This is a genomic window from Bradyrhizobium sp. HKCCYLRH3097 (assembly GCF_051167875.1).
Lineage (GTDB): Bacteria > Pseudomonadota > Alphaproteobacteria > Rhizobiales > Xanthobacteraceae > Bradyrhizobium.
In genome coordinates, this window is record NZ_JBNPTX010000001.1 from 246,979 (window position 1) to 269,579 (window position 22,601).

Consider the following 22,601-nt stretch of genomic DNA (forward strand, 5'->3'; position numbering starts at 1 on the left):
GAGCGCTTTCAGCGGCTCGTTGGATGGGGGTCATTTTCATTGACCCGGAACGCGCGCGGCGATCGCGCCAGCCGTTCCTGTTGGGCGAAGTTCGGGCGGGTTTGATTGATGTCCACCAAGCGCTGCTACTACGAGACCCTGGAAGTCGAGCGCGACGCCGACGAGAGCAAACTCAAGGCCGCCTTCCGCAAGCTGGCCATGAAGTGGCATCCGGACAAGAATCCGGGCGATGCCTCCAGCGAAGTGAAATTCAAGGAAATCAACGAGGCCTATGAGGTGCTGCGCGACGCCGACAAGCGCGCCGCCTACGACCGCTATGGCCACGCCGCCTTCGAGCAGGGCGGCATGGGCGGGGCGCACGGCTTCGGCGCCGGTTTCGCCTCCTCGTTCTCCGACATCTTCGAAGACCTGTTCGGCATGGCCGGGCAGCGCCGCGGCGGCACCGGACGCGAGCGCGGCGCCGATCTGCGCTACAACATGGAAATCACCTTGGAAGAGGCGTTCCAGGGCAAGACCGCACAGATCGAAATTCCGGTCTCGGTGACCTGCGAATCCTGCTCCGGCACCGGCGCCAAGGCCGGCACCAAGCCGAAGACCTGCGCGATGTGCGGCGGCGCCGGCCGCGTGCGGCAGGCGCAGGGCTTCTTCACCCTGGAGCGGACCTGCCCCGGCTGTCACGGCCGCGGCCAGATGATCGAGGACCCCTGTCCGTCATGCTCCGGCTCGGGCCGTGTCACCCGTGACCGCACGCTGTCCGTCAACATTCCCCAGGGCGTCGAGGACGGCACCCGCATCCGTCTCGCCGGCGAGGGTGAGGCGGGCCTGCGCGGCGGGCCGCCGGGCGATCTCTACATCTTCCTGTCGTTGACGGCTCACGAGTTCTTCCAGCGCGACGGCGCCGACCTGCACTGCCGGGTGCCGATCTCGATGGTGACCGCGGCGCTCGGCGGCGAGTTCGAGGTGCCCACGATCGACAAGGGCAAGACCAAGGTGAAGATTCCCGCCGGTGCGCAGTCCGGGCGCCGGTTCCGGATCGCGGCCAAGGGCATGCCGGTGCTGCGCTCGCGCCAGACCGGCGACATGTATGTCCAGATCGTTGTCGAGACGCCGCAGAACCTGACCAAGAAGCAGCAGGAATTGCTGGCCGAGTTCGAGAAGCTGTCCTCGGGAGCAACCCAGCCCGAGGCCGCCGGCTTCTTCACCAAGGTCAAGGACTTCTTCGGCAAGGCGGCGAGCTGAGCCGTGAGTGCAGAACCGCGGGGCCGCATGCTTTCGCTGAACGGCATCGGAATGTCGATGTCGAGCGAATTTGCTGCTCCGCACATGCAAAAAATTATCGAATGCAACTGTAAGAGCGCGGACCCGCCAGCCTTAATCGTACGTTACGGTTCGGCTTGACCGCCCCGCCTGCGCCCTATACGTCTTTGTGACTCTTTTCTGACATCGCCGTGAAGACGGTCCCGTCTGGTACTGAGATGCCCCTGCAAACGTCCGTGCGTGCGTCGAAAAAGCCTCTCCGTCTGGACGACGAAGTGCGCTTCCTCCGCTCATGGATCGAAAAGCCGCTGCACATGGGCGCCGTCATGCCGTCGGGCCGACTGCTGGCCCGCACCATGGCGCAGTACGTCGATCCGCACGGGACAGGCCCCGTCATCGAGCTCGGACCGGGCACCGGCGCGATCACCAATGCGCTGGTCGAACATGGCGTCGATCAGAAGCGGCTGGTGCTGGTCGAGTACAATCCGGGCTTCTGCGCCCTGCTGCGCGACCGCTACCCGCAGGCCAAGGTGGTCCAGGGCGACGCCTATCGCCTTCGCGACACGCTCTGGAACGTGCTCGGTGCCCCGGCCTCGGCCGTCGTCTCCGGCCTGCCGCTCGTGACCAAGCCGATGCTGACCCGCATGAAGCTGATCCGCGATGCGTTCGCGGCGATGTCGCCGAATGCGCCGTTCGTGCAGTTCACCTATTCCGTCGTGCCGCCGATTCCGAAGTCGCTGCCCGGCGTTACCACGCAGGCCTCCGAGCGCATCTGGATGAATCTTCCGCCAGCGCGCGTCTGGGTGTATCGCAAGCCCTGACCGGCGGCCGCGATCCTTCGTGGCGGGTCGTTGACCGACCTCACGATGTCCGCGCTGAAGATGCTCATCATCCCCGGTTCGACGCGAGCCGGCTCGCACAACGCGAAGCTCGCCGCGGCCGCCGCCTATCAGTTCGTGCAGGCCGGCGCCGACATCACCCGCATCTCGCTCGCCGACTTCCCGCTGCCGATCTACGACGCCGACCTAGAGGCGCAATCGGGCATTCCGCTTCACGCCGTGAATCTGACGCGCATGATCGGCGTCCATCATGCCGTGCTGCTGGTGACGCCGGAATACAACGCCTCGGTGCCGCCGCTGCTGACCAACGCCATCACCTGGATCTCGCGCGTCGACGAGCCGCCGGGCAGCCGCGGCGCGGTGTTCCGCAACAGGCCGTTTGCGATCGCCGCCGCCTCCGAGAACCGCTTTGGCGGCATCCGCGCCCTTGCCGCGTTGCGGCTGATGCTGACGGCCTGCAACGCGACGGTGATCCCGAGCCAGCTTGCGTTGGCCTTCGCAGACAAGGCCTACAACGACATGGACCGGCTCAAACTGCCCGCCGACATCACGGCGCTCGACGCGCTGGTGCGGGAGCTGGTCGCAACAGCGCAACATACGATGTGAGGTGACATGCCGACTGAGATTGCTCCCCGCGACCGCCTGATCGTGGCGCTCGATTTGCCGAGCGTGGCGGAGGCCGAAGCCATGATCGCACGGCTCGGCGACGCCGTGACGTTCTACAAGATCGGCATGGAGCTGACCTATGCCGGCGGCCTCGGTCTCGCCGAACGGCTCGCGGCCGAGGGCAAGCACGTGTTCATGGACCTCAAGCTGCACGACATCCCGAACACCGTCGAGCGCGCCACCCGGCAGATCGCCAGGCTCGGCGCGCGCTTCCTCACCGTGCACGGCTTCTCCCAGAGCATGAAGGCGGCGCTCGCCGGCGCTGCCGGCTCCAGCCTCGAGCTGCTCGCCGTCACCGTCATGACCTCCTACGACGATGCTGACCTCGCCGCCGCCGGCTACGCCATGGGTGTCAAGGAACTCGTGGCGCACCGCGCCAGGCAGGCCAAGGAGATCGGCATCCACGGCCTGATCCTGTCGCCGGAGGAGACCCAGCTCATCCGCCCGCTGGTCGGCCCTGATATGCAGCTCGTGACCCCCGGGATCCGCCCGGCGGGATCGGACGTTGGCGACCAGAAGCGCATCATGACCCCGGCGCTGGCGATCGCCGGCGGCGCCGACCGCCTCGTCGTCGGCCGTCCCGTCACCGGCGCCGCCGATCCGGCAGCGGCCGCCGAGAGCATCGTCGCCGACATCGCCAGCGCCGTCGCGCTGGTCGGCAAGACCAACCGAGCTTGAGCAAGCGCGCCAGAGAGCAAGGAGACGACAGGGATGCCCAAGGCCTATTGGATCGCGCGGATCGACGTGCACAACATGGACGGCTACAAGGACTACGTCGCGCAGAACGGCGCCGTGTTCCACCAGTACGGCGCCAAATTCCTGGTCCGCGGCGGCCAGTACGAGACCAAGGAAGGCACCTCGCGCTCGCGCAACGTCGTGATCGAGTTCAAGGACTACGCGACCGCGCTGGCGTGCTACAATTCCCCTGAATACCAGCGGCTGGTGGCGATGCGCGCGCCGCATTCGCAAGGCGATCTGGTGATCATCGAGGGCTATGACGGCCCGCAGCCCTGATCGCCGCCCGCCCCGGCCACCGTCGACGTGGCCTCGCTCGGTTGCCGCCGCTATCAGCCCCGGCTATAGCCCTTGAAGGGGCAGAGGAGTTGACATGTCCAAGATGCGCTTGATCGTTGCCGGAGCCGGCGGCCGCATGGGCCGCGCCCTGGTGCGCGCGATCGCCGAGACCGACGGCGCCGTGCTGGCGGGCGCGCTCGAAGCCCCCGGCTCGGAGCTGATCGGCAAGGACTCCGGCGCCCTCGCCGGCCTGCCCGCCAACGGCATCAAGCTGTCGGGCGACCTCTGGAGCATGTCGGCCGAGGCCGACGGCATCCTCGATTTCACCGTCCCGGCCGCGACCATCGCCAATGTCGCCATCGCCGCCCAGCGCGGCATCGTCCACGTCGTCGGCACCACCGGCCTGTCCGCGTCGGACGACGCCGTCATCAGGAGCGTCACCAAGCGCGCCATCGTCGTGCAGTCCGGCAACATGAGCCTCGGCGTCAACCTGCTGGCGGCGCTGGTCAAGCAGGTGGCGAAGTCGCTCGATGCCGGCTTCGACATCGAGATCCTCGAGATGCACCACAAGCACAAGGTCGACGCGCCCTCGGGCACGGCGCTGATGCTCGGCCGGGCCGCCGCCGAGGGCCGCGGCATCGCGCTCGACGAGCATTCCGCGCGCGGCCGCGACGGCATCACCGGCGAGCGCCGCAGCGGCGACATCGGCTTCGCCTCGCTGCGCGGCGGCACGGCGGCGGGCGATCACAGCGTCATCTTCGCCGGTCCCTCGGAGCGGCTGGTGCTGTCGCACCAGGCCGAGGACCGCATGATCTTCGCCCATGGCGCGCTGAAGGCGGCGCTGTGGGCCCATGGCAAGCCGCCGGGCTACTACACGATGGACGACGTGCTCGGCCTCAAGGACCTGTTCTAGTTCAACGTCGATGGAAGCGAACTGATGAGCGAACGTCTCCTGGTGCTGGTGCGCCACGGCCAGAGCGAGTGGAATCTGAAGAACCTGTTCACCGGCTGGAAGGATCCGGACCTGACCGAGCAGGGCGTCGCCGAGGCCAAGGAGGCCGGGCGCAAGCTGAAGGCGCAGGGACTGGTCTTCGACGTCGCCTTCACCTCGGTGCTGACGCGCGCCCAGCACACGCTCGACCTGATCCTGACCGAGCTCGGCCAGACCGGCCTGCCGACAGCCAAGAACCTCGCGCTCAACGAGCGCGACTATGGCGACCTCTCCGGCCTCAACAAGGACGACGCCCGCGCCAGATGGGGCGAGGAGCAGGTCCACATCTGGCGCCGCTCCTACGACGTCCCGCCGCCCGGCGGCGAGAGCCTCAAGGACACGCTCGCCCGCGCGCTGCCCTACTACGTCCAGGAGATCCTCCCCGGCGTTCTCCGCGGCCAGCGCACATTGGTCGCCGCCCACGGCAACTCGCTCCGCGCCCTGATCATGGTGCTGGAGAAGCTGACGCCGGAAGGCATCCTGAAGCGCGAGCTGGCGACTGGCGTGCCGATCATCTATCGCCTGAACGCCGACTCGACGGTGGAGTCGAAGCTGGACCTGGCGGGCTAGGACCGTCGCAAGATTCCACTGCTCATGGGTGATCGCATCCCCATGAGTTGAAGCCCAGCCCCCGCCGTATCGACGCTGCGCTCCCTCTGCCCGTTCTCAAGGGCAGAGAATTGAGAGCAGCCGAGGTGAGCCCCGCTGTCACCCTCCCCTGGAGGGGGAGGGTCGGCTCAGATGCGCGGAGCGCATGTGAGCCGGGGTGGGGTGATCTCTCCACTCGCACCGGTTTCCGCGGCTCACCCCACCCCGCCCGCCCGCTTCGCGCGCGATCGACCCTCCCCCTCCAGGGGAGGGTGAGACTGAGATCGCGGCGCCTGCCGTCGGCATCATCGAAAGTTGGCGACGTTCGCGCAGCGCAACCGCCACGATCTGCCATGCGATGGATTCCGGGCTCGTGTTGCGCACGCCCCGGAATGACAGCGGAGAGAGTGGCGCCTGACTGGAATTCGTGTCGTACGAAAAGCTGCGTAGTTTCTCAGTCGTCATGCCCCGCGAAGGCGGGGCATCCAGTACGCCGTGACGGTCGTGAGACTCGAGATGTCAGTGCTTACTGGATCGTCCGCTTTCGCGGACGATGACAGCGAGAGTAGCGGCGGCCTCGCCGCTCTACCCCATCCCCACCTGCCCGGCCTCCCACCCAAGCATCGCCTGCTTCCGGGTCAGCCCCCAATGATAGCCCGTCAGCGCGCCGGTCTTGCCGAGCGCGCGATGGCAGGGCACGACGAACGAGATCGGGTTCTTGCCGACCGCGGCACCCACGGCGCGCGAGGCTTTCGGCGACTCCAGCCGGGTCGCGATGTCCGAGTAGCAGACGGCGCGGCCCATCGGGATCTTGAGCAGGGTCTCCCAGACGCGGACCTCGAAGTCGGTGCCGATCAGGACGACGCGGAGCGGCTGGTCGGGGCGCCACAGGGTCTTGTCGAAGATGCGCTGGGCGAGGCCGGCGGTGCCGGGGACGTCTTCGATATAGGTGGCGCGGGGCCAGCGGCTCTTCATGTCGGCGAGCGCGCCAGCCTCCTCGCCGGGGTCGGCGAAGGCGAGGCCAGCGAGGCCACGCGGGGTGGCCATCACCAGCGCGATGCCGAACGGGCAGGGGTGGAAGCCGTAACGAAGCGTGGTGCCGGCGCCGCCGGTCTTCCATTCGCCGGGCGACATCGCTTCATGGGTGACGAACAGGTCATGCAGCCGGCCGGGGCCTGACAGCCCCGAGTCGAGCGCGGCGTCGAGCACGCTGGCCGAGCCTTTCAGCAGGCCCTTGGCGTGATCGAGCGTCAGCGCCTGCATGAACGCCTTCGGCGTCAGGCCGGCCCAGCGCCGGAACAGATGGTGCAGCTCGTCCGGCGTCAGGCTGGCGGCGTCGGCCATGTCCTCGATGGTCGGCTGCCGCCGCCAGTGTTCCGAGATGAAAGCGATTGCGCGGCGCACCGCATCGTAGTCGCGCAGCGCGGCCGATTGTTGCGGGCCCGGCTTGGCCAGGGCGGAATCGTGAATGGCGAGGGTCATCATGATCCGGATGTAGGGCGGCCGGGGCGCGGACTCCACCCGATTTCCGATCGGGAGGCTAGGGGCGTTGCGATCGGCTTCGGCTTGAAACAGGAGTTTCCCGGCTTGCTCCGTCATTCCGGGGCATCGCGCAGCGATGAGCCCGGAATCCATAACCACGAGAAGACGTGTGAGGCGAGATGCCCACTACCCGCGTGCCCCACACAAGGTCCTGTGGGTATGGGTTCCGGGCTCGCGCTGCGCGCGCCCCGGAACGACGCCGGAGGGTGTTAGCGGCGCTTTCGCCTGGGTAGAGCTGCCCGCAGTCAGTGCCCTTGGACGCGCTACAGCGGGTTGTACACCGGCCCGCGCTTCGCGGCCTGCAGCCCGGCCGTGAGGGCCTTCGCAAAACTGGCTTTCTCCTCCGGGCCCAAAAAGCTCGCGATGGCGACGCGCTGGCCGCGCGCCACCAGGTAGAGGCGCTCGATACCGAACTCCTCGTGGGTCTCCTGGTCGAGCCGCACCCAGAGCGGGTTGAAGCGCCATTCCATGACGTGGCCCTTGTGGCTGACGCGGCGCAGGCGCAGCTCGGTCAGGGTGATCGAGATGTCCTCATAGGCGTTGGCGCGGCGGAAGTTGACCTTGAAGGCCCAGTAGATCGCGAGCGCATCCAGGCCGAAGAAGCCGAGCACCGGCCAGGCGCCCATCAAGAGCGAGGCGATGCCGCCGATGAAGCTGATGGCGCAGACCACCGCCATCAGCACCAGAAAGCCGGTGCGGCTGAGCGAGCGATGCGGCGTCAGCCGGGCCGAAAACAGCTCGGGATCAGCGGCGTCGGTGCCGGTCTCCTGATACGCAAAAGCGTTGCCTGGCGTCATGGGGCCTCAGTATACCCGGATCATGGCCAAAATCACCCGCCCCCAACGCGCCAAGCCGGCGCCGGTTCGCAGCCCCTTGAAGAAGGCCGCTCCCAAGGCCGGGCCCAAGTCAGCCCCCAAGGCCGCCTCGAAACGGGCCGCCAAGAAGGCTCCGACGGCCAAGCCGAAGAGCCCTGCCCGGCCGGTCAAGACAGCGTCGAAGGCGGCCAGGCCCTGGACGCCGGCCGAGATCCGCGAGGCCTTCAGCCGCTTCGCTCAGGCCAATCCCGAGCCGAAGGGCGAGCTCGAGCACCTCAACCCCTACACCTTGCTGGTGGCCGTGGTGCTGTCGGCGCAGGCGACCGACGCCGGCGTCAACAAGGCGACGCGGCCGCTGTTCGCCGTCGCCGACACGCCGCAGAAGATGATCGCGCTCGGCGAGGACAAACTCCGCGACTACATCAAGACCGTCGGCCTCTACCGCACCAAGGCCAGGAACGTGATCGCGCTGTCGCAGAAGCTGATCAGCGAGTTCGGCGGCGAGGTGCCGCGTACGCGCGCCGAGCTCGAGTCGCTGCCCGGTGCCGGCCGCAAGACCGCGAACGTCGTGCTCAACATGGCGTTCGGCGAGCACACGATGGCGGTCGACACCCATGTGTTCCGCGTCGGCAACCGCACCGGGCTGGCACCCGGCAAGACGCCGCTCGAGGTCGAGCTCGGGCTGGAGAAGGCGATCCCGGCCGAGTTCATGCTGCATGCCCATCACTGGCTGATCCTGCACGGCCGCTACACGTGCCTGGCGCGCAAGCCGCGCTGCGAGCTGTGCCTGATCAAGGACCTCTGCCGCTGGCCGGAGAAGACCGCCTGATACGTTGTGTGTGACGAACGGTTTCGCCTGAGAACGCGTTTGACAGTCACTATTGTGTCACGGCGCGACGCCGTCTCACCATGGCCGGGCCACATCGCCGCCCGCATTGGACATAAGATGACACCCGTAATCCGGGGCGATGTGAGTGGCGCGTGACGATTCCCGCGTTCTCGGACCTTTCTGCGCCGGGACGTTGAAGGATCAGCCGCATGGACAACACTGCCGCACTCGTGTCGCTCGCGACCTCGGTGCCACCGCATCAGTTTCGCCAGAACGAAGTGATGGAGGCCGCCCGCGTGGTGCTGGCGCCGCGCTTTCCGCAGTTCGACACGATGGCGAGCCTGTTCGCCAACACCGGCATCCGCCAGCGCTACGGCGTCAAGCCGATCGAATGGTACATGGAGCGGCGCGGCTGGCCGGAGCGCACCGAAGCCTATCTCGAAGGCGCCGAGGCGCTGTTCGTCGACGCGGCGAACAAGGCGCTTGCGCAGGCCGATCTCAACGCCGCCGACATCGACACCATCGTCACCGTGAGCTCGACGGGTATCGCGACGCCGACCTTGGAAGCGCGCGTCGCCGGCCGCCTGGGTTTTCGCGCGGACGTGTCGCGCGTGCCGGTGTTCGGGCTTGGCTGCGCCGGCGGCGTCTCGGGCCTGTCGATCGCCGCGCGCCTGGCGCAGGCCCGGCCCGGCACCAACGTGCTGCTGGTGACCTTCGAACTGTGCACACTGGCTGTCCGCCATGATGAGTTGACGAAGGCCAACATCGTCGCGCTGAGCCTGTTCGGCGATGGCGCGGCGGCCGCGATCCTGCGCGCCGGCGATGGCGGCGCTATCCGCGTCGAGGCGACCGGCGAGAAGCTGTGGCCCGATACGCTCGACATCATGGGCTGGAGCGTCGATCCCGAAGGTTTTGGCGTGATCTTCCAGCGCACCATTCCGGACTTCGTCACCGAGAACATGGGCCCCGCGGTCAACGAGATCCTGGACCGGATGAAGCTCGCGCCTGCCGACGTCGACCGCTTCGTCTGCCATCCCGGCGGCGCCAAGGTGATCACGGCGCTGGAGCGCGCGCTGTCGCTGGATCAGGGCACGCTGGATCATGAGCGCGAGATCATCGCCGACTACGGCAACATGTCCGCGCCGACGGTGCTGTTCGTGCTGGAGCGCGCCCGCGCCCGGGGCTTGCCGCCGCGCTCGGTGCTCACTGCGCTCGGACCTGGGTTCACCGCAAGCTGCGTTTCATTGAGGCACGCCGCATGACCTTCGCCGCCTTCGTCCTCGCCCTCGTCACCATGCAGCGGCTCGGCGAGCTCGTGCTCGCCCGCCACAACACCAAGCGCCTGCGCGCCATGGGCGCGGTCGAGGTCGGGGCGGATCATTATCCGCTGATGATCTCGATGCATGCGGCCTGGCTGGTATCGCTGTGGCTGCTCGGCGCCGACCAGGAGGTCGACCCGTGGCTCTTGAGCGGCTTCGTGCTGCTGCAGGGGCTGCGCTGGTGGGTGCTGGCGACGCTCGGTCCGCGCTGGACGACGCGCATCATCATCCTGCCGGGGGCGCCCCTCGTCACCGATGGTCCCTATCGTTACATCTCGCATCCGAACTATCTGGTGGTCGCAGCCGAGATCGCGCTGCTGCCGCTGGCGCTGCATCTGCCGCTGATCGCCCTGATCTTCTCCGGCCTGAATGCGGCGGTGCTGTTCATCCGCATCCGCGCCGAATCGGAAGCACTCACCGGCATCGGCGGCGGCCAGACCGCATGAGCGCATCGGCCGCGCCGCAGGATCGTCCGAGCCTCGCCACCTGGCTCGGCTTCATCCTGATGTGCGTCGGCATGTTCATGGCGATCCTGGACATCCAGGTGGTGGCGACGTCGCTGCCGACCATCCAGGAGGCGCTCGGCATCACGCCGGAGGCGATGAGCTGGATCCAGACGGCGTATCTGATCGCCGAGATCATCGCCATTCCGCTGACCGGGTTGCTCACGCGGGTGTTCACGTTGCGCTGGCTGTTCGTCGGCGCCGTCGGCATCTTCACCGCCGCCTCGCTCGGTTGCGCGTTCAGCGGCGATTTTCACACGCTGCTGGCGTTCCGCGTGCTGCAGGGCTTCTTCGGTGGTCTCTTGATTCCCGTGGTGTTCTCCGCCGTGTTCCTGCTGTTTCCACCGCGCCTGCACGCGGTCGCGACGACGATCGGCGGCGTGGTCGCGGTGCTCGCGCCGACCATCGGCCCGGTCGTCGGCGGCTTCATCACCAACACCTGGTCGTGGCCCTGGCTGTTCCTGATCAACATCGCGCCCGGCCTCGTCGCCGCGCTGGCGACGCCCGGCCTGCTGCCGAAGCAGCGCATGGACCTCGCGGAGCTCGACAAGCTCGACCTGTTTGCGCTGCTGCTGCTCGCAGTGTCCCTGGCCAGCCTCGAGCTCGGGCTGAAGGAGGCGCCGAAGGGCGGCTGGCTGTCGTCGAACTGCATCGCGTTCCTGGTGCTGAGCGCGTCGTGCCTCACCTTGCTCGTCCAGCGCCTGCTGACCTCACCGCAGCCGATCCTGCGGCTCGGCAGCTTTCAGCGGCGGTCGTTCACGCTCGGCTGCCTGTCGAGCTTCTGTCTGGGCATCGGGCTGTTCGGCTCGGTGTATCTGATGCCGGTGTTCCTCGCCTTCGTGCGCGGCCACGATGCGTTCGAGATCGGCAAGATCATGCTGGTCACCGGCGTGGCGCAACTGATCGCCGCTCCGCTGGTGACGGCGCTGGACGGCAAGGTCGACGCGCGTCTCCTGACGGCGTTCGGTTTCGTGCTGTTCGGCTCCGGTCTGGCCGCGAGCGCGTTCCAGCCGCCGACCGCCGACTATCAGGAGATGTTCTGGCCGCAGGTGGTGCGCGGCGTCGGCATCATGTTCTGCCTGCTGCCGCCGACGCGGATCGCGCTCGGCGACCTGCCACAGGCCGAGGTCGCCGACGCCAGCGGGCTGTTCAACCTGATGCGTAATCTCGGCGGCGCCATCGGCATCGCGCTGATCGACACCATCATCTATGGCCGCGTCGCCATGCATGCCCAGGCGTTTCGCGACCGCCTGCTGGCCGGCGATACCGCGGCGGCCAAGGCGATCGGGCTCGCGCCGGAGCTGCTGCGCAACCGGCCGCGCGGCGTCTCCGAGGAGCAGGCGATCGCCTATGTCCGGCCGCTGGTGGAGAAGGCCTCGCTGGCGCTGTGCGTCAACGAGGCGTGGTCACTGCTCGCCGGTGTCGCGCTGCTCGGCTTCCTGCTGATCCCCTTCGCCCGCAGCAAGGCGGCGAGCCTGTCGCCGCGGATGATGGCGCTAGAGGCTGCGCAGCCGGCGCTCCGGCGACGGCTCGATCAGCTCGGGCCGCGGTCCGGATAGGCGCTTGTGCAGGTGGACCATGAAGGCCATGCCGAACAGCGGCGTCGCCAGGTTCACGATCGGGATGGTGACGAAGGCCGCGATGATCAGCCCCGCGGTGAACACCGTGATCGCATTGTCGCGCCGCATCGCCTTGGCCTCCGCCGGCGGCCGGAAGCGCATCGCGGCGAGCTCGAAATATTCGCGGCCGAGCAGCCACGCGGTGGCGAGGAAGAAGATCACGAAGCCGGCGCCGGCGAGGAACACGAAGGGCAGGGCGACCAGATAGACCAGGATGGTGAGGCCGGCGGCCTTGAGGCCCTCGATGATGGCGACGCCGAATGGCAGGGCGGCGCCGGGGCGCTCGGCCGGATAATGCTCGCGCTCGACGAGGTCGGCGACGTCGTCGACGAACAGGCTCGCGATCACCGAGGTGATTGCCGGCATCAGCATGATGCCGCCGAACACGACGCCGAAGCCGGCGGCGATCGAGATGATCCAGGTCAGCACCTCCAGCGTGCCGTGCGAGTTCGGCCCGAGCATGGCCTCCGCCCAGCCCTCGCCGGCAGTCGCGAGCCAGGTCAGGAGCCGCTGCAGCCCGATCGCGAGCACCGTGACCAGCACCAGCGCCAGCCCGATCGAGCGCCACAGGATCGAGCGCATCGGCGGCGACAGAATCTGCGAAATCGCCTTGATGGCGGCGTCGATCATGGCGGGGTCCCTCGCTGCAAAGCCCGCGGCAGAGGTAGACATGCCGGCGGGCTTCGGCAAGTCCGCCGGTATCGTATCAAAGATCGGTCGCCCGCAGCCGCAGCGCGTTGCCGACCACGCTGACCGACGACAGCGACATCGCGGCGGCTGCGATGATCGGCGACAGCAGGATGCCGAACACGGGGTAGAGGATGCCGGCGGCGATCGGGATGCCGGCGGCGTTGTAGATGAACGCGAAGAACAGGTTCTGGCGGATGTTGCGCATCGTCGCCGCCGACAGTTTTCGCGCCCGCGCGATACCGCCGAGGTCGCCCTGCAGCAGCGTGATGCCGGCGCTCTCCATCGCCACGTCGGTGCCGGTGCCCATGGCGATGCCGACGTCGGCCGCGGCGAGCGCCGGCGCATCGTTGACGCCGTCGCCGGCCATCGCGACGATCTTGCCGCTGGCGCGCAGACGCGCGACCACGGCGCTCTTCTGCTCGGGCAGCACCTCGGCCTCGACCTCGGTGATGCCGATCTTGCGCGCGACCGCGGTGGCGGTGGTGCGGTTGTCGCCGGTCAGCATGATCACCTTGATGCCGTCGGCCGCGAGTGCCTTCAGCGCCTCCGGCGTCGACGCCTTGACCGGATCGGCGACCGCAAACAGCGCAGACGGCTTGCCGTCGACGGCCATCGTGATCACGGTGGCGCCCTCTTCGCGCAGCCGCTTGCTCTCGACGCCGAGCGTATCGGTGATGATGCCGAGCGAGGCGAGATAGGTCGCATTGCCGAGTACGATGGCCTTGCCGTCGACCTCGCCGCGCGCGCCCTTGCCGGTCGGCGCGTCGAAGTTCTTGACGTCGGCGAGCTTGATGTTGCGCTCCGCGGCATGCCGGACGATGGCCTCGGCCAGCGGATGCTCGCTGGCGCGCTCGACGCTGGCGGCCAGCCGCAGCGCGTCGGCCTCGTCGAAGCCCTGAGCGGTGACGATGCTGGTCACCTTCGGCTTGCCCTCGGTCAGGGTGCCGGTCTTGTCGACGACCAGCGTATCGACCTTCTCCATCCGCTCCAGCGCCTCGGCGCTCTTGATCAGCACGCCGGCCTGGGCGCCGCGGCCGACCCCCACCATGATCGACATCGGCGTCGCAAGACCGAGCGCGCAGGGACAGGCGATGATCAGCACGCTCACGGCGGCGACGAGGCCGAAGGCGAAGCGCGGCTCGGGACCGAACGCGTACCACGCGACGAAGGCGGCAATGGCAGCAGCGATCACCATCGGCACGAACCAGCCCGCGACCTGGTCGGCGAGGCGCTGGATCGGCGCGCGCGAGCGCTGCGCGTCGGCGACCATCTGCACGATCTGCGACAGCAGGGTCTCGCGGCCGACCTTGTCGGCGCGCATCACGAAGCTGCCGGTCTGGTTCAAGGTGCCCGCGATGACGCGCTCGCCCTCGTCCTTGGTCACCGGCATCGACTCGCCGGTGACAAGCGATTCGTCGAGCGACGAGCGGCCTTCGAGAATGATGCCGTCGACCGGCACCTTCTCGCCCGGGCGCACACGCAGGCGATCGCCGACCGCGAGCTCGGCGATCTCCACCTCATGATCGTTGCCGTCGGTGTCGAGCCGCCGCGCCGTCTTCGGCGCCAGCTGCAACAGCGCCTTGATCGCTCCCGACGTTGCTTCGCGTGCGCGCAGCTCCAGCACCTGGCCGAGCAGGACGAGAATGGTGATGACCGAGGCCGCCTCGAAATACACCGCCACCGCGCCGCCATGGCCGCGGAACGCCGGCGGAAACGCCTGCGGCGCGACGGTCGCGATCACGCTGTAGACATAGGCGACGCCCGTGCCCATTGCGATCAGGGTGAACATGTTGAGATTGCGGGTCTGGACCGATTGCCAGCCGCGCACGAAGAACGGCCAGCCGGCCCACAGCACCACCGGCGTCGCCAGCGCGAACTGGATCCAGTTCGACAGCACGGGATCGATCAGGCCGTGGCCGCCGACGAGGTGGCCGCCCATCTCGAGCACGACAACGGGTGCCGACAGCACAGTGCCGATCCAGAACCGCCTGCTCATGTCGGCGAGCTCGGGATTGGGCGCATCGTCGAGGCTGATGACGTCGGGCTCGAGCGCCATGCCGCAGATCGGGCAGGTGCCTGGGCCTTCCTGGCGGATCTCGGGATGCATCGGGCAGGTGTAGATCGTGCCTGCCGGCATCTCCGGCGGCGGCTCGCGTTCGCCGAGATATTTGTCCGGCTCGGCCGCGAACTTGGTGCGGCAGCCGGCCGAGCAGAAATGGAAGGTGTGACCCTGATGGTCGAAACGATGTGTCGAGGTCACAGGATCGACGCTCATGCCGCAGACGGGATCGATGACCGTTGCCGGGTCATGCTCATGGTGGTCATGACCGCCACAGCATGACTGAGCGGCTGCAGGCGCTGCGGCCGTCGCGAGATAATTAGCGGGATCGGCGGCGAACTTGGCGCGGCAGCCGGCGGAGCAGAAATGGAAGGTCTGTCCCTGATGCTCGAAGCGATGCTTCGAGGTCACGGGATCGACCGACATGCCGCAGACCGGATCCGTTGCCTTCGCTGGTTCAGGCGCGGCGTGGTCCGAGCCGCCGCAGCAGCCGCCCGAAGCGCTGGCAGGCGCCGCGCCGGCACGATCGCTGCAACAACTGTCCGCGGATGCCTGTTCGTGTCCGGTTTCCACCGCGCGCGCGCGCGATCCACAGCCGCATCCGCCCTCGCCGCCCGCCGCGACGCCATGCTCGTGTCTGGTTTCCGACATCGCTCAGCCTCTTGAAACCTATACCCTGTAGGGGTATATAGGCTCCATGCGCGAGGACATCAAGACATCCTGTCAGAAACGTTTGAGTCGGATCGAAGGGCAGGTCAGGGGCCTGTCGAAAATGGTCGAGGACAACCGCTACTGCATCGACATCGTCACCCAGATCTCCGCTGTGCGGGCGGCGTTGCGCCGGGTCGAGGAGGAGATTCTGCGCGACCACGTCGCGCATTGCGTCGAGCATGCCATCGCATCCGGCGACAAGGCCGATCAACGGCAGAAGATCGCGGAGTTGATGGATGTGATCGGCCGGTCGGATCGCTGAGGTCAGCCCAGCTCAGACCGCCACCTTGTTGCGGCGGCGTGCGGTCGGACGTGGCGCGACGTTTCGTACCGGCTCGGCGACGAGAAAATGCTCGTTGACCACGAGCCGTTCGCCGAGCTTCGCAACTATTTCCTCAGCCGCAGCCTGCTGCGTCGCCTCTTCGTCAGCCGTCTCAGGAACGAGCGGCGGCGCTGTGATGGCTCCTGGAAACACGGCGAACTCGCCCGCTACCTCCGCGAGCGGCTTCTGCTTGTCGGCCCAATGCAGGGTCGTGTAGTCGAATCCATTGACGATGGTCGGCTTGACGATCTCGAAATAGGGCGAGATGTCGAAGTCGCGCGGCATGTAGAGCGAGGAATCGCGGATGTGCAGGATCTCGCGCTTGGCGCGCCGCGATGGCGCCCGCGTGATCTTGGGCAGGATCGGGTAGCGCACCGCATCGAAGGCCTGCGCGATCAGCGCCGAGCAGATCATCTTGGTCGGATCACCCGAGCCCAGCGCGATCATGCGCCGCCGCCAGCGTTGCGGAATCGGCATCGGGATCAGATAGCGCATCAGGTCGATGATGTTCTTGGTGTCGTAGCCGAAGCCGATGCGATTGATGGCGTAGCGGCACACCGTGTGCCGGTCCTCATAGGTCAGGCCGACCGGACGGCACACACGGGTGTGATAGGCGAAATATTTCGACAGCGGCGCCGAGATCACGCCGTCGCCGACATAGGCCTCGACCAGCACATGCGGCTCGCCGTCGGGCTCGACGGCGCCGTCGATCGGTCCGACATAGAGCGCGGCGTGCGACCAGGTCGACTGCGTGAGGTATTTGATGATGCCGGAGATGCGGCTGTTGCCCTCGACGAGCAGCACGTCGCCGGGCTGGACGTCCTTGCGCAGATAGTCCGGATCGCTCGGCGTGAACGGCTCATAGCCGGGGATCTCCTTCTGGAGATAGGCGGCAATCAGCTTGCCGATCTGATCAAGCACGATACCCATAACGCTCCCCGGGCGACTTGGCCGGTCGCCGGCTTTTTTCCCTTCTTCCATGATGGTCGATTGCGGTTGCAATTTGGTTCATAGTCGACGCGTTCTGCACGGTATCACGTTTACCATCCCGGTTGCCGCAGCGCGGCAGATGCGGCAAATTCGCCGGTATTCGTTTGGTTCAAAGCTTTCGGAAACCATGTCATGAATGTCACGCGCCGCGGCTTCCTCTCCGCTTCCGCGGCGCTGGCCGTGCTGCCCATCGCCGGCCGCACCGCGCAGGCGGCTGTTCCACGCGAGGCTGACATTGTCGTGATCGGGGCGGGTGCGGCGGGAATCGCCGCGGCCCGCCGCATCGTCGCGGCCAACCGCAGGGTCGTGGTGCTGGAGGCCGCGCCGCAGCTCGGCGGCCGTTGCCGCACGGATGCAGCCACCTTCGGCGTGCCGTTCGATCGCGGCGCCCGCTGGCTGCTCAACGCCGACGGCAATCCCATCAGCAGGCTCGCGCGCGGTCTCGGACTCGATCTCGTCGCGGCTCCCGTCGGGCAGAAGATCCGCGTCGGCCGGCGCAATGCGCGGCCCGGCGAGACCGAGCAGTTCCTGGCGGGGCTGGTGCGCGCCAATCGCGCCATCGACGAGGCGGCGCGCGGCAAGCTCGATACCTCCTGCGCCGCGGCGCTGCCGAAAGATCTGGGCGACTGGACCAGCACCACCGCGTTCGTGCTTGGCGCCAGCGCGACCGGAAAGGATCTCGCCGATCTCTCCGCGATGGACAAGGCGCGTGCGCAGGATCGCAGCGCGCCGCTGGCCTGCCGCCAGGGGCTGGGCACGTTCATCGCCAGGCTCGGCGAATCGTTGCCGTTGTCGCTGTCGACTCCAGCAACGCGCGTCGTGTGGGCCAACCGCGACGTCGCGGTGGAAACGCCGGCGGGGCGAATCGCGGCGCGCGCCGTCATCCTCACGGTGTCGACCAACGTCCTGACATCAGGCGCCATCAAGTTCGCGCCCGAGCTGCCCAAGCGGCAGCTCGACTCCGCCGCGAAGCTCAGCCTCGGCAGCTACGATCACATCGCGCTGATGCTGGCGGGCAATCCGCTCGGCCTGTCGCGGGACGAGGTCATCATCGAGCAGAGCAATTCCAGTCGCACAGGTCTGCTGCTTGCCAATATCGGCGGATCGTCGCTTTGTACCGTCGATGTTGCCGGCGCCTTCGGCCGCGAACTATCAGCGCAGGGCGAGGCGGCGATGGTCGACTTCGCCAGGGAGTGGATCGGCAAACTGTTTGGAAGTGAGGCCGCCGCAGCGGTGAAGTCGTCCGCAGCGACGCGCTGGAACCTGGCGCCGGGCGTACTCGGCGCGATGTCGGCGGCCACGCCCGGCAGCCAGGGCGCCCGCAAAATATTGGGCGAGCCCTTGGGTCCGCTGTTTCTTGCGGGAGAGGCCACGCACGAAACGCTGTGGGGCACGGTCGACGGCGCCTGGGACTCCGGCGAGCGCGCCGCGGAAGCCGCGCTGCGCCGGATCGGCGCGATCAAGGACGCCGAACCGGAGCCGAGCAGTGAGCGGCAACGACCGCGCCGTCGTGGCAAGGTGCGCTCGGCCTCGCCGGAGGATTGACCGTCGATCCGCAAGCTCATCAGCAAGAGGGTGGGCACGGCGCAACTGCGATCTCAAGCGTGAATGGCACGGCTGCGCCTTTGCCCACCCTACGGCTGATGCAGGCGAGCTGCCGATTGCAGCACGCCCAGCCTTGGCTATACAGGCAGCTTCAATTCCATCAGGTCTTTCGCGACCACGATGCGGCCCGTGTAGTTCTTCTTCACGTCCCGCGTCCAGTCCTCGTCCGTCACTTCGGGATCATCACCGGGCACGAAGTGGCTGAGCACCAGCACCTTCACGCCTGCAGCCGCGGCGATGCGTCCGACGTCTTCCGTGGTCGTGTGACTGTCGAGCAGGTGCTTCTTCAGCGTCGAGCCGTTCTTCGTCTTGGCGACCAGCCGATCGACCGCGGGCACATAGAGGCATTCATGCACGAGCACATCGGCGCCCTTGGCAAACTCTGCAAGCTTCGGGTTATAGGCCGTGTCGCTCGAGAACACGATCGTGCCGTCGGGCGTCTCGAACTTGTACGCGAAGTTGTCGGTGATCGGCGGATGTGGCGTGCGGAACGCGGTCACGGTCACGTCCGCCGTCTTCAGCACGACGCCGTCCGCGTCGATATCCTTCGCGACCAGGAGTGGCCGCGGATCTGGCCGGCCTTCGTCCGCGATGCGGGTGTCGACGTCGAACTTGTTGGTTTCCCAGAAGCTCCTGGTCATCGCCTCCAGGCCCTTCGGTCCGAACGACTGGATCGGCGTCGACAATCCTGCGGCCCAGGCGTTGTAGAACAGATTGCCGTATTCGAGATTGTGATCGGAATGGTGATGGCTGATCAGGATGTACTTGACCGAAGGGATCGGAACGCCCGCATTGACGAGCTGACGGCTGACGCCCATGCCGCAATCGATCACGAACGGCGTGCCGTTGACGACGACGAGATTGGCCGGATTCGAAGCGCCCACGCCGACGCGTGGGCCGCCCTTGGTGCCGAGGAAGACCATCCGCGTGCCGGTCTTCGCGCCTTGCGCGAACGCCGCGGGCGCCGCGATGGCGCCGGCCGTTCCCAGCGCGAGCTTGAGCATTGTTCGCCGATGGATCACGGTGGCCTCCCTGTCTGCTTCGTTGCAGGAAGGCTAACCCCGCCCGAGCACGCCGTCGAGGGCCGGCAGGCCGGCGATCACGGCGATTGCGATCAGCGCATAGCAGATGGCGCGGAACACCTGCTCGCTGGCGCGGCCGAACAGCGACGCGCCGAACGCGACACCGAGCGCGTAGACCGGCCCGATCAGCAGCGAAAGCTTCAGCGAATCCCAGGTGATCAGCCCGCTCATTGCGTAGCTCACCATCGCGAAGAAGTCCGATGCGCCGAAGAACAGCACGATGTTCGCTCGTGCGATCTTTGGCGGGATCGGGCGTCCCAGCCAGTAGCCGACGATCGGCGGGCCCCCGGTCTGCGCCAGTCCGCTGCAGAATCCGGAGATGCAGCCGACAGCGACCGACAGCGCGGTGTACTCCCTGCCGCGATAGCGCCAGCCGGACAGCAGCAGCGCAAGCAGCCCGATCACGAAACCGGTGATGATCCAGCGGACGGTGACCGGGTCCAGCCGGCTGAGGAAATAGGTGCCCACGGGCACGCCGACCAACGCACCCGCGACGATCACCGCGGTGGCCTTGCGGTCGGCCTCGCGCCAGGCCGGCGCCACCATCGGGGCCATCGAGACGAAATCGATCACCAGCAGCAGTGGCGCAACGAGACGGGGCGTCGCAAAGCTGCTCGCCAGCGGCATGAAGATCAGCGCCGCGCCGAAGCCGGAGAAGCCGCGCGCGGTTGCGGCAATGAAGGCGACGATCGCCAGCGCGATCGTCGCGAACAGGCTGAGATCGGCAGGGATGAGCCCGGAGAGGCTCATCCGCGCAACGTGCCGCCGGTCTTCTTGCCGACGTCTGCGGTGATCTTTGCCGCGACGGCGTCGATCTCCTCGTCGGTCATCGTCTTGTCGCGTGGCTGCAGGGTCACGGCGATCGCGACCGACTTCTTGCCGTCCTCGATGCCCTTGCCCTCATAGATGTCGAACACGGTGACATCGGTGATCAGCCTCTTGTCGACGCCCTGCGCGGCGCGGACGATGTCGCCGGCCTTGACCTTGCGATCGACGATGAAGGCGAAGTCGCGCGACACCGGCTGGAATGCCGAGAGCTCCAGCACCGGCTTGGCGCGGGTCGGCTTCGCCTTGGCCGCCGGAATGCGATCCAGGATCACCTCGAAGGCGACCAGTGGCCCGTCCGCCTTCAGCGCCTCCAGCGTGCGCGGATGCAGCTCGCCGAAATGCCCGAGCACGTTCTGCGGGCCCATCTGGATCGTGCCGGAGCGCCCCGGATGCATCCAGGCCGGCCCGCCGGCGACGATCTGCAGCGAGGCCATCGGCGCGCCGGCCGCCGCGAGCACCGCGAGCGCATCGGCCTTGGCGTCATACGCGTTGGCCGGCTGCGATCCCGTCCAATGCCGGCCGAGTCCCTTCGCCGGCGCGATGCCGCGGCGGATGCCGCTCGCGGCCACGAACTGATCCGTGGGGCCATCGCCCTTGAAGACCTGCCCGACCTCGAAGATCGCGGCATCGCCGAAGCCGCGATCGGCATTGGCCTGCACCGTCGCGGTCAGGCCCGGCAACAGGCTCGGGCGCATGTCCGAGAGATCGGCCGCGATCGGATTGGCGAGAGCGAGCTCGGCCTTGCCGCCGCCGAACAATTCGGCGGCCGGCTTGGAGATGAATGACCACGTCACGGCTTCGACCATGCCGCGCGCGGCCAGCGCGCGCTTGGCGCGCCGCGTGCGCAATTGCAGCGGCGTCAGCACCGGCTTGCGCGGGGCGTCGCCGCGCTCGAACGGCGTCATAGGCACCTTGTCGACGCCGACGATGCGCACGACTTCCTCGACGATATCGGCCTTGCCGTGCACGTCGCTGCGCCAGGACGGCACCGCGACCTTCACGATGGGGCCGTTGCCGGCGACCACGAAGCCGAGATGCGTCAGGATCCGCCGCATCTCGGTCAGCGGCACCTCGATGCCCGCCAGCCGCTTCACCTCGGTCAACGGGAAGTCGACGATGCGGTCATCGCCGAACGGATTGCCGACGACGACAGTCTCCGACGGCGTGCCGCCACACAGGTCGAGCACGAGCTTGGTCGCCATCTCCAGGCCCGGCACCATGAAGGCCGGATCGACGCCGCGCTCGAAGCGGTAGCGCGCGTCGGAATTGATGCCGAGCTTGCGGCCGGTCTGGGCGATGTTGATCTCGTTCCACAGCGCCGATTCGATCAGCACGTCGGTGGTGCCTTCATCGCAGCCCGAAGCCTCGCCGCCCATGATGCCGGCGAGCGATTCGACGCCGGAATCGTCGGCGATGACGCACATCGAATGGTCGAGCGTGTAGGTACGGCCGTCGAGCGCGAGCAGGGTCTCGCCGTCACGCGCGCGGCGGACGACCAGATTGCCCTTCACCTTCTTGGCGTCGAACACATGCAGCGGACGCGCGCGGTCGAAGGTCATGTAGTTGGTGATGTCGACCAGCGCGTTGATCGGGCGTAGGCCGATCGATGTGAGGCGCTGCTGCAGCCACTTCGGCGACGGGCCGTTCTTGACGCCGCGCACCAGCCGCAGCGCGAAGCCCGGACACAGCTTCTCGTCCTCGACCGTGACCTTCACCGGGCAGGGGAGCTCGCCCTTCACCGGCTTGATGCCGGGATCTTTCAGCTTGCCCATGTCGGCGGCGGCGAGGTCGCGGGCGATGCCGTGCACGCCGGTGCAGTCCTGGCGGTTCGGCGTCAGGTTGATCTCGAATTGGGGATCGCCGAGCCCAGCCCATTCGGCGTAGGGGGTGCCGATCGGCGCATCCGCCGGCAGCTCCATGATGCCGTCGTGATCGTCGGAGATCTGCAGCTCGGCCGCCGAGCACAGCATGCCGCGGCTCTCGACGCCGCGGATCGTGCCGACCGACAGCGTGATGTTCTTGCCGGGGATGTAGGTGCCCGGCGGCGAGAACACCGACACCAGTCCCGCGCGCGCATTCGGCGCGCCGCACACCACCTGCACCGGCGCGCCACCGTCGCCGGTGTCGACCATGCAGACCCGCAGCCGGTCCGCATTCGGATGCTGCTCGGCGGAGACGACGCGCGCGATTTTGTACGGCGCGAGCAGCTTCGCCTTGTCCTCGAGATGCTCGACCTCGAGGCCGATCATCGTGAGCTTGTTGGCGAGCGTCTCGACCGACTCGTCGGTGTCGAGATGGTCCTTCAGCCAGGACAGCGTGAATTTCATGGCTC

Annotated in this window: 22 protein-coding genes; 14 read left to right on the top strand and 8 right to left on the bottom strand. The window is 67.6% G+C overall.

What is annotated here, in order from left to right; all coding sequences use genetic code 11:
* Positions 1–108: 108 nt before the first annotated feature.
* From dnaJ to ACQR0U_RS01175, 7 genes are all read left to right on the top strand, one after another.
* Positions 109–1,239, top strand: coding sequence for a molecular chaperone DnaJ (dnaJ, locus tag ACQR0U_RS01145; protein WP_315716828.1), 1,131 nt, complete (start codon positions 109–111; stop codon positions 1,237–1,239).
* 236 nt (positions 1,240–1,475) lie between these two features.
* Positions 1,476–2,078, top strand: a complete 603-nt coding sequence (locus tag ACQR0U_RS01150) for a class I SAM-dependent methyltransferase (RefSeq protein ID WP_315716829.1) — start codon at positions 1,476–1,478, stop codon at positions 2,076–2,078.
* Positions 2,079–2,123: 45 nt separating this feature from the next.
* Positions 2,124–2,702 carry an NADPH-dependent FMN reductase gene (locus ACQR0U_RS01155; protein ID WP_316186447.1) on the top strand — a complete coding sequence of 193 codons (579 nt, stop codon included), beginning with the start codon at positions 2,124–2,126 and terminating at the stop codon, positions 2,700–2,702.
* Positions 2,703–2,708: 6 nt separating this feature from the next.
* Complete coding sequence (gene pyrF, locus ACQR0U_RS01160; RefSeq protein ID WP_315825681.1) at positions 2,709–3,440, top strand: orotidine-5'-phosphate decarboxylase; 732 nt, start codon at positions 2,709–2,711, stop codon at positions 3,438–3,440.
* Positions 3,441–3,473: 33 nt separating this feature from the next.
* Positions 3,474–3,776 carry a DUF1330 domain-containing protein gene (locus ACQR0U_RS01165; RefSeq protein WP_315716832.1) on the top strand — a complete coding sequence of 101 codons (303 nt, stop codon included), beginning with the start codon at positions 3,474–3,476 and terminating at the stop codon, positions 3,774–3,776.
* Between the two features lie 94 nt (positions 3,777–3,870).
* Positions 3,871–4,689 (top strand): 4-hydroxy-tetrahydrodipicolinate reductase, encoded by an 819-nt coding sequence (gene dapB / locus ACQR0U_RS01170; protein ID WP_315716833.1) that lies wholly within the window; start codon positions 3,871–3,873, stop codon positions 4,687–4,689.
* A 24-nt stretch (positions 4,690–4,713) separates the two neighbouring features.
* Positions 4,714–5,337 (top strand): 2,3-bisphosphoglycerate-dependent phosphoglycerate mutase, encoded by a 624-nt coding sequence (locus ACQR0U_RS01175; protein WP_315716834.1) that lies wholly within the window; start codon positions 4,714–4,716, stop codon positions 5,335–5,337.
* Positions 5,338–5,940: 603 nt separating this feature from the next.
* On the opposite strand, the gene ACQR0U_RS01180 is transcribed toward ACQR0U_RS01175, so the two are convergent.
* Both ACQR0U_RS01180 and ACQR0U_RS01185 read right to left on the bottom strand, forming a co-directional pair.
* Positions 5,941–6,840 (bottom strand): methylated-DNA--[protein]-cysteine S-methyltransferase, encoded by a 900-nt coding sequence (locus tag ACQR0U_RS01180; protein WP_434842702.1) that lies wholly within the window; start codon positions 6,838–6,840, stop codon positions 5,941–5,943.
* Positions 6,841–7,160: 320 nt separating this feature from the next.
* Positions 7,161–7,694: a DUF2244 domain-containing protein gene (locus ACQR0U_RS01185; protein ID WP_434842474.1), complete on the bottom strand. Its 534-nt coding sequence runs from the start codon at positions 7,692–7,694 to the stop codon at positions 7,161–7,163.
* A gap of 22 nt (positions 7,695–7,716) precedes the next feature.
* Here ACQR0U_RS01185 and nth point away from each other — a divergent pair, with 22 nt between their 5' ends.
* The 4 genes from nth (at position 7,717) to ACQR0U_RS01205 (ending at position 11,922) form a co-directional block, all read left to right on the top strand.
* Positions 7,717–8,541 (top strand): endonuclease III, encoded by an 825-nt coding sequence (gene nth / locus ACQR0U_RS01190; protein WP_315825679.1) that lies wholly within the window; start codon positions 7,717–7,719, stop codon positions 8,539–8,541.
* A gap of 209 nt (positions 8,542–8,750) precedes the next feature.
* Positions 8,751–9,803, top strand: coding sequence for a type III polyketide synthase (locus ACQR0U_RS01195; protein ID WP_315716837.1), 1,053 nt, complete (start codon positions 8,751–8,753; stop codon positions 9,801–9,803).
* Entirely contained in the window at positions 9,800–10,306 is a 507-nt protein-coding gene (locus ACQR0U_RS01200) for an isoprenylcysteine carboxyl methyltransferase family protein (RefSeq protein WP_315716838.1), read from the top strand. The genes ACQR0U_RS01195 and ACQR0U_RS01200 overlap by 4 nt, the downstream gene beginning before the upstream one ends.
* Positions 10,303–11,922 carry a DHA2 family efflux MFS transporter permease subunit gene (locus ACQR0U_RS01205; protein WP_434842475.1) on the top strand — a complete coding sequence of 540 codons (1,620 nt, stop codon included), beginning with the start codon at positions 10,303–10,305 and terminating at the stop codon, positions 11,920–11,922. Before ACQR0U_RS01200 ends, ACQR0U_RS01205 begins: the two co-directional genes overlap by 4 nt.
* Here the strand turns inward: ACQR0U_RS01205 and ACQR0U_RS01210 are convergent.
* The gene (locus ACQR0U_RS01210; RefSeq protein WP_315825677.1) at positions 11,860–12,612 is read right to left on the bottom strand and encodes a sulfate transporter family protein; all 753 of its coding nucleotides are present in this window, start codon (positions 12,610–12,612) and stop codon (positions 11,860–11,862) included. The genes ACQR0U_RS01205 and ACQR0U_RS01210 overlap by 63 nt on opposite strands.
* A gap of 76 nt (positions 12,613–12,688) precedes the next feature.
* Positions 12,689–15,157 carry a heavy metal translocating P-type ATPase gene (locus tag ACQR0U_RS01215; RefSeq protein WP_434842476.1) on the bottom strand — a complete coding sequence of 823 codons (2,469 nt, stop codon included), beginning with the start codon at positions 15,155–15,157 and terminating at the stop codon, positions 12,689–12,691.
* Between ACQR0U_RS01215 and ACQR0U_RS01220 the strand changes: the two genes are divergently transcribed.
* Together ACQR0U_RS01220 and ACQR0U_RS01225 are read left to right on the top strand one after the other, a co-directional pair.
* Complete coding sequence (locus ACQR0U_RS01220; protein WP_315750488.1) at positions 15,156–15,413, top strand: hypothetical protein; 258 nt, start codon at positions 15,156–15,158, stop codon at positions 15,411–15,413. The two genes, ACQR0U_RS01215 and ACQR0U_RS01220, sit on opposite strands and share 2 nt — an antisense overlap.
* A 15-nt stretch (positions 15,414–15,428) precedes the next feature.
* Positions 15,429–15,704, top strand: a complete 276-nt coding sequence (locus tag ACQR0U_RS01225; protein WP_315716843.1) for a metal-sensitive transcriptional regulator — start codon at positions 15,429–15,431, stop codon at positions 15,702–15,704.
* A 12-nt stretch (positions 15,705–15,716) separates the two neighbouring features.
* On the opposite strand, the gene ACQR0U_RS01230 is transcribed toward ACQR0U_RS01225, so the two are convergent.
* Positions 15,717–16,694: a YiiX/YebB-like N1pC/P60 family cysteine hydrolase gene (locus tag ACQR0U_RS01230; RefSeq protein WP_315716844.1), complete on the bottom strand. Its 978-nt coding sequence runs from the start codon at positions 16,692–16,694 to the stop codon at positions 15,717–15,719.
* A 192-nt stretch (positions 16,695–16,886) separates the two neighbouring features.
* Between ACQR0U_RS01230 and ACQR0U_RS01235 the strand changes: the two genes are divergently transcribed.
* Positions 16,887–18,299, top strand: coding sequence for a flavin monoamine oxidase family protein (locus ACQR0U_RS01235; protein ID WP_434842477.1), 1,413 nt, complete (start codon positions 16,887–16,889; stop codon positions 18,297–18,299).
* Positions 18,300–18,436: 137 nt separating this feature from the next.
* Here ACQR0U_RS01235 and ACQR0U_RS01240 read toward each other — a convergent pair whose 3' ends face one another.
* Genes ACQR0U_RS01240 through pheT form a run of 3 tightly spaced genes read right to left on the bottom strand, consistent with a single transcriptional unit; the run spans position 18,437 to position 22,596 of the window.
* Positions 18,437–19,381, bottom strand: a complete 945-nt coding sequence (locus tag ACQR0U_RS01240) for an MBL fold metallo-hydrolase (protein WP_434842478.1) — start codon at positions 19,379–19,381, stop codon at positions 18,437–18,439.
* 33 nt (positions 19,382–19,414) lie between these two features.
* Positions 19,415–20,191, bottom strand: coding sequence for a sulfite exporter TauE/SafE family protein (locus tag ACQR0U_RS01245; protein ID WP_316203426.1), 777 nt, complete (start codon positions 20,189–20,191; stop codon positions 19,415–19,417).
* Positions 20,188–22,596, bottom strand: coding sequence for a phenylalanine--tRNA ligase subunit beta (gene pheT, locus ACQR0U_RS01250; protein WP_434842479.1), 2,409 nt, complete (start codon positions 22,594–22,596; stop codon positions 20,188–20,190). The genes ACQR0U_RS01245 and pheT overlap by 4 nt, the downstream gene beginning before the upstream one ends.
* Positions 22,597–22,601: the final 5 nt, after the last annotated feature.

What these genes read in the sequence shown, in the direction of transcription:
- dnaJ (WP_315716828.1), top strand. Translation starts at nt 109, where the DNA reads ATGTCCACCAAGCGCTGCTACTACGAGACCCTGGAAGTCGAGCGCGAC.
- ACQR0U_RS01150 (WP_315716829.1), top strand. Translation starts at nt 1,476, where the DNA reads ATGCCCCTGCAAACGTCCGTGCGTGCGTCGAAAAAGCCTCTCCGTCTG.
- ACQR0U_RS01155 (WP_316186447.1), top strand. Translation starts at nt 2,124, where the DNA reads ATGTCCGCGCTGAAGATGCTCATCATCCCCGGTTCGACGCGAGCCGGC.
- pyrF (WP_315825681.1), top strand. Translation starts at nt 2,709, where the DNA reads ATGCCGACTGAGATTGCTCCCCGCGACCGCCTGATCGTGGCGCTCGAT.
- ACQR0U_RS01165 (WP_315716832.1), top strand. Translation starts at nt 3,474, where the DNA reads ATGCCCAAGGCCTATTGGATCGCGCGGATCGACGTGCACAACATGGAC.
- dapB (WP_315716833.1), top strand. Translation starts at nt 3,871, where the DNA reads ATGTCCAAGATGCGCTTGATCGTTGCCGGAGCCGGCGGCCGCATGGGC.
- ACQR0U_RS01175 (WP_315716834.1), top strand. Translation starts at nt 4,714, where the DNA reads ATGAGCGAACGTCTCCTGGTGCTGGTGCGCCACGGCCAGAGCGAGTGG.
- ACQR0U_RS01180 (WP_434842702.1), bottom strand. Translation starts at nt 6,840, where the DNA reads ATGATGACCCTCGCCATTCACGATTCCGCCCTGGCCAAGCCGGGCCCG.
- ACQR0U_RS01185 (WP_434842474.1), bottom strand. Translation starts at nt 7,694, where the DNA reads ATGACGCCAGGCAACGCTTTTGCGTATCAGGAGACCGGCACCGACGCC.
- nth (WP_315825679.1), top strand. Translation starts at nt 7,717, where the DNA reads ATGGCCAAAATCACCCGCCCCCAACGCGCCAAGCCGGCGCCGGTTCGC.
- ACQR0U_RS01195 (WP_315716837.1), top strand. Translation starts at nt 8,751, where the DNA reads ATGGACAACACTGCCGCACTCGTGTCGCTCGCGACCTCGGTGCCACCG.
- ACQR0U_RS01200 (WP_315716838.1), top strand. Translation starts at nt 9,800, where the DNA reads ATGACCTTCGCCGCCTTCGTCCTCGCCCTCGTCACCATGCAGCGGCTC.
- ACQR0U_RS01205 (WP_434842475.1), top strand. Translation starts at nt 10,303, where the DNA reads ATGAGCGCATCGGCCGCGCCGCAGGATCGTCCGAGCCTCGCCACCTGG.
- ACQR0U_RS01210 (WP_315825677.1), bottom strand. Translation starts at nt 12,612, where the DNA reads ATGATCGACGCCGCCATCAAGGCGATTTCGCAGATTCTGTCGCCGCCG.
- ACQR0U_RS01220 (WP_315750488.1), top strand. Translation starts at nt 15,156, where the DNA reads ATGCCGCAGACCGGATCCGTTGCCTTCGCTGGTTCAGGCGCGGCGTGG.
- ACQR0U_RS01215 (WP_434842476.1), bottom strand. Translation starts at nt 15,157, where the DNA reads ATGTCGGTCGATCCCGTGACCTCGAAGCATCGCTTCGAGCATCAGGGA.
- ACQR0U_RS01225 (WP_315716843.1), top strand. Translation starts at nt 15,429, where the DNA reads ATGCGCGAGGACATCAAGACATCCTGTCAGAAACGTTTGAGTCGGATC.
- ACQR0U_RS01230 (WP_315716844.1), bottom strand. Translation starts at nt 16,694, where the DNA reads ATGGGTATCGTGCTTGATCAGATCGGCAAGCTGATTGCCGCCTATCTC.
- ACQR0U_RS01235 (WP_434842477.1), top strand. Translation starts at nt 16,887, where the DNA reads ATGAATGTCACGCGCCGCGGCTTCCTCTCCGCTTCCGCGGCGCTGGCC.
- ACQR0U_RS01245 (WP_316203426.1), bottom strand. Translation starts at nt 20,191, where the DNA reads ATGAGCCTCTCCGGGCTCATCCCTGCCGATCTCAGCCTGTTCGCGACG.
- pheT (WP_434842479.1), bottom strand. Translation starts at nt 22,596, where the DNA reads ATGAAATTCACGCTGTCCTGGCTGAAGGACCATCTCGACACCGACGAG.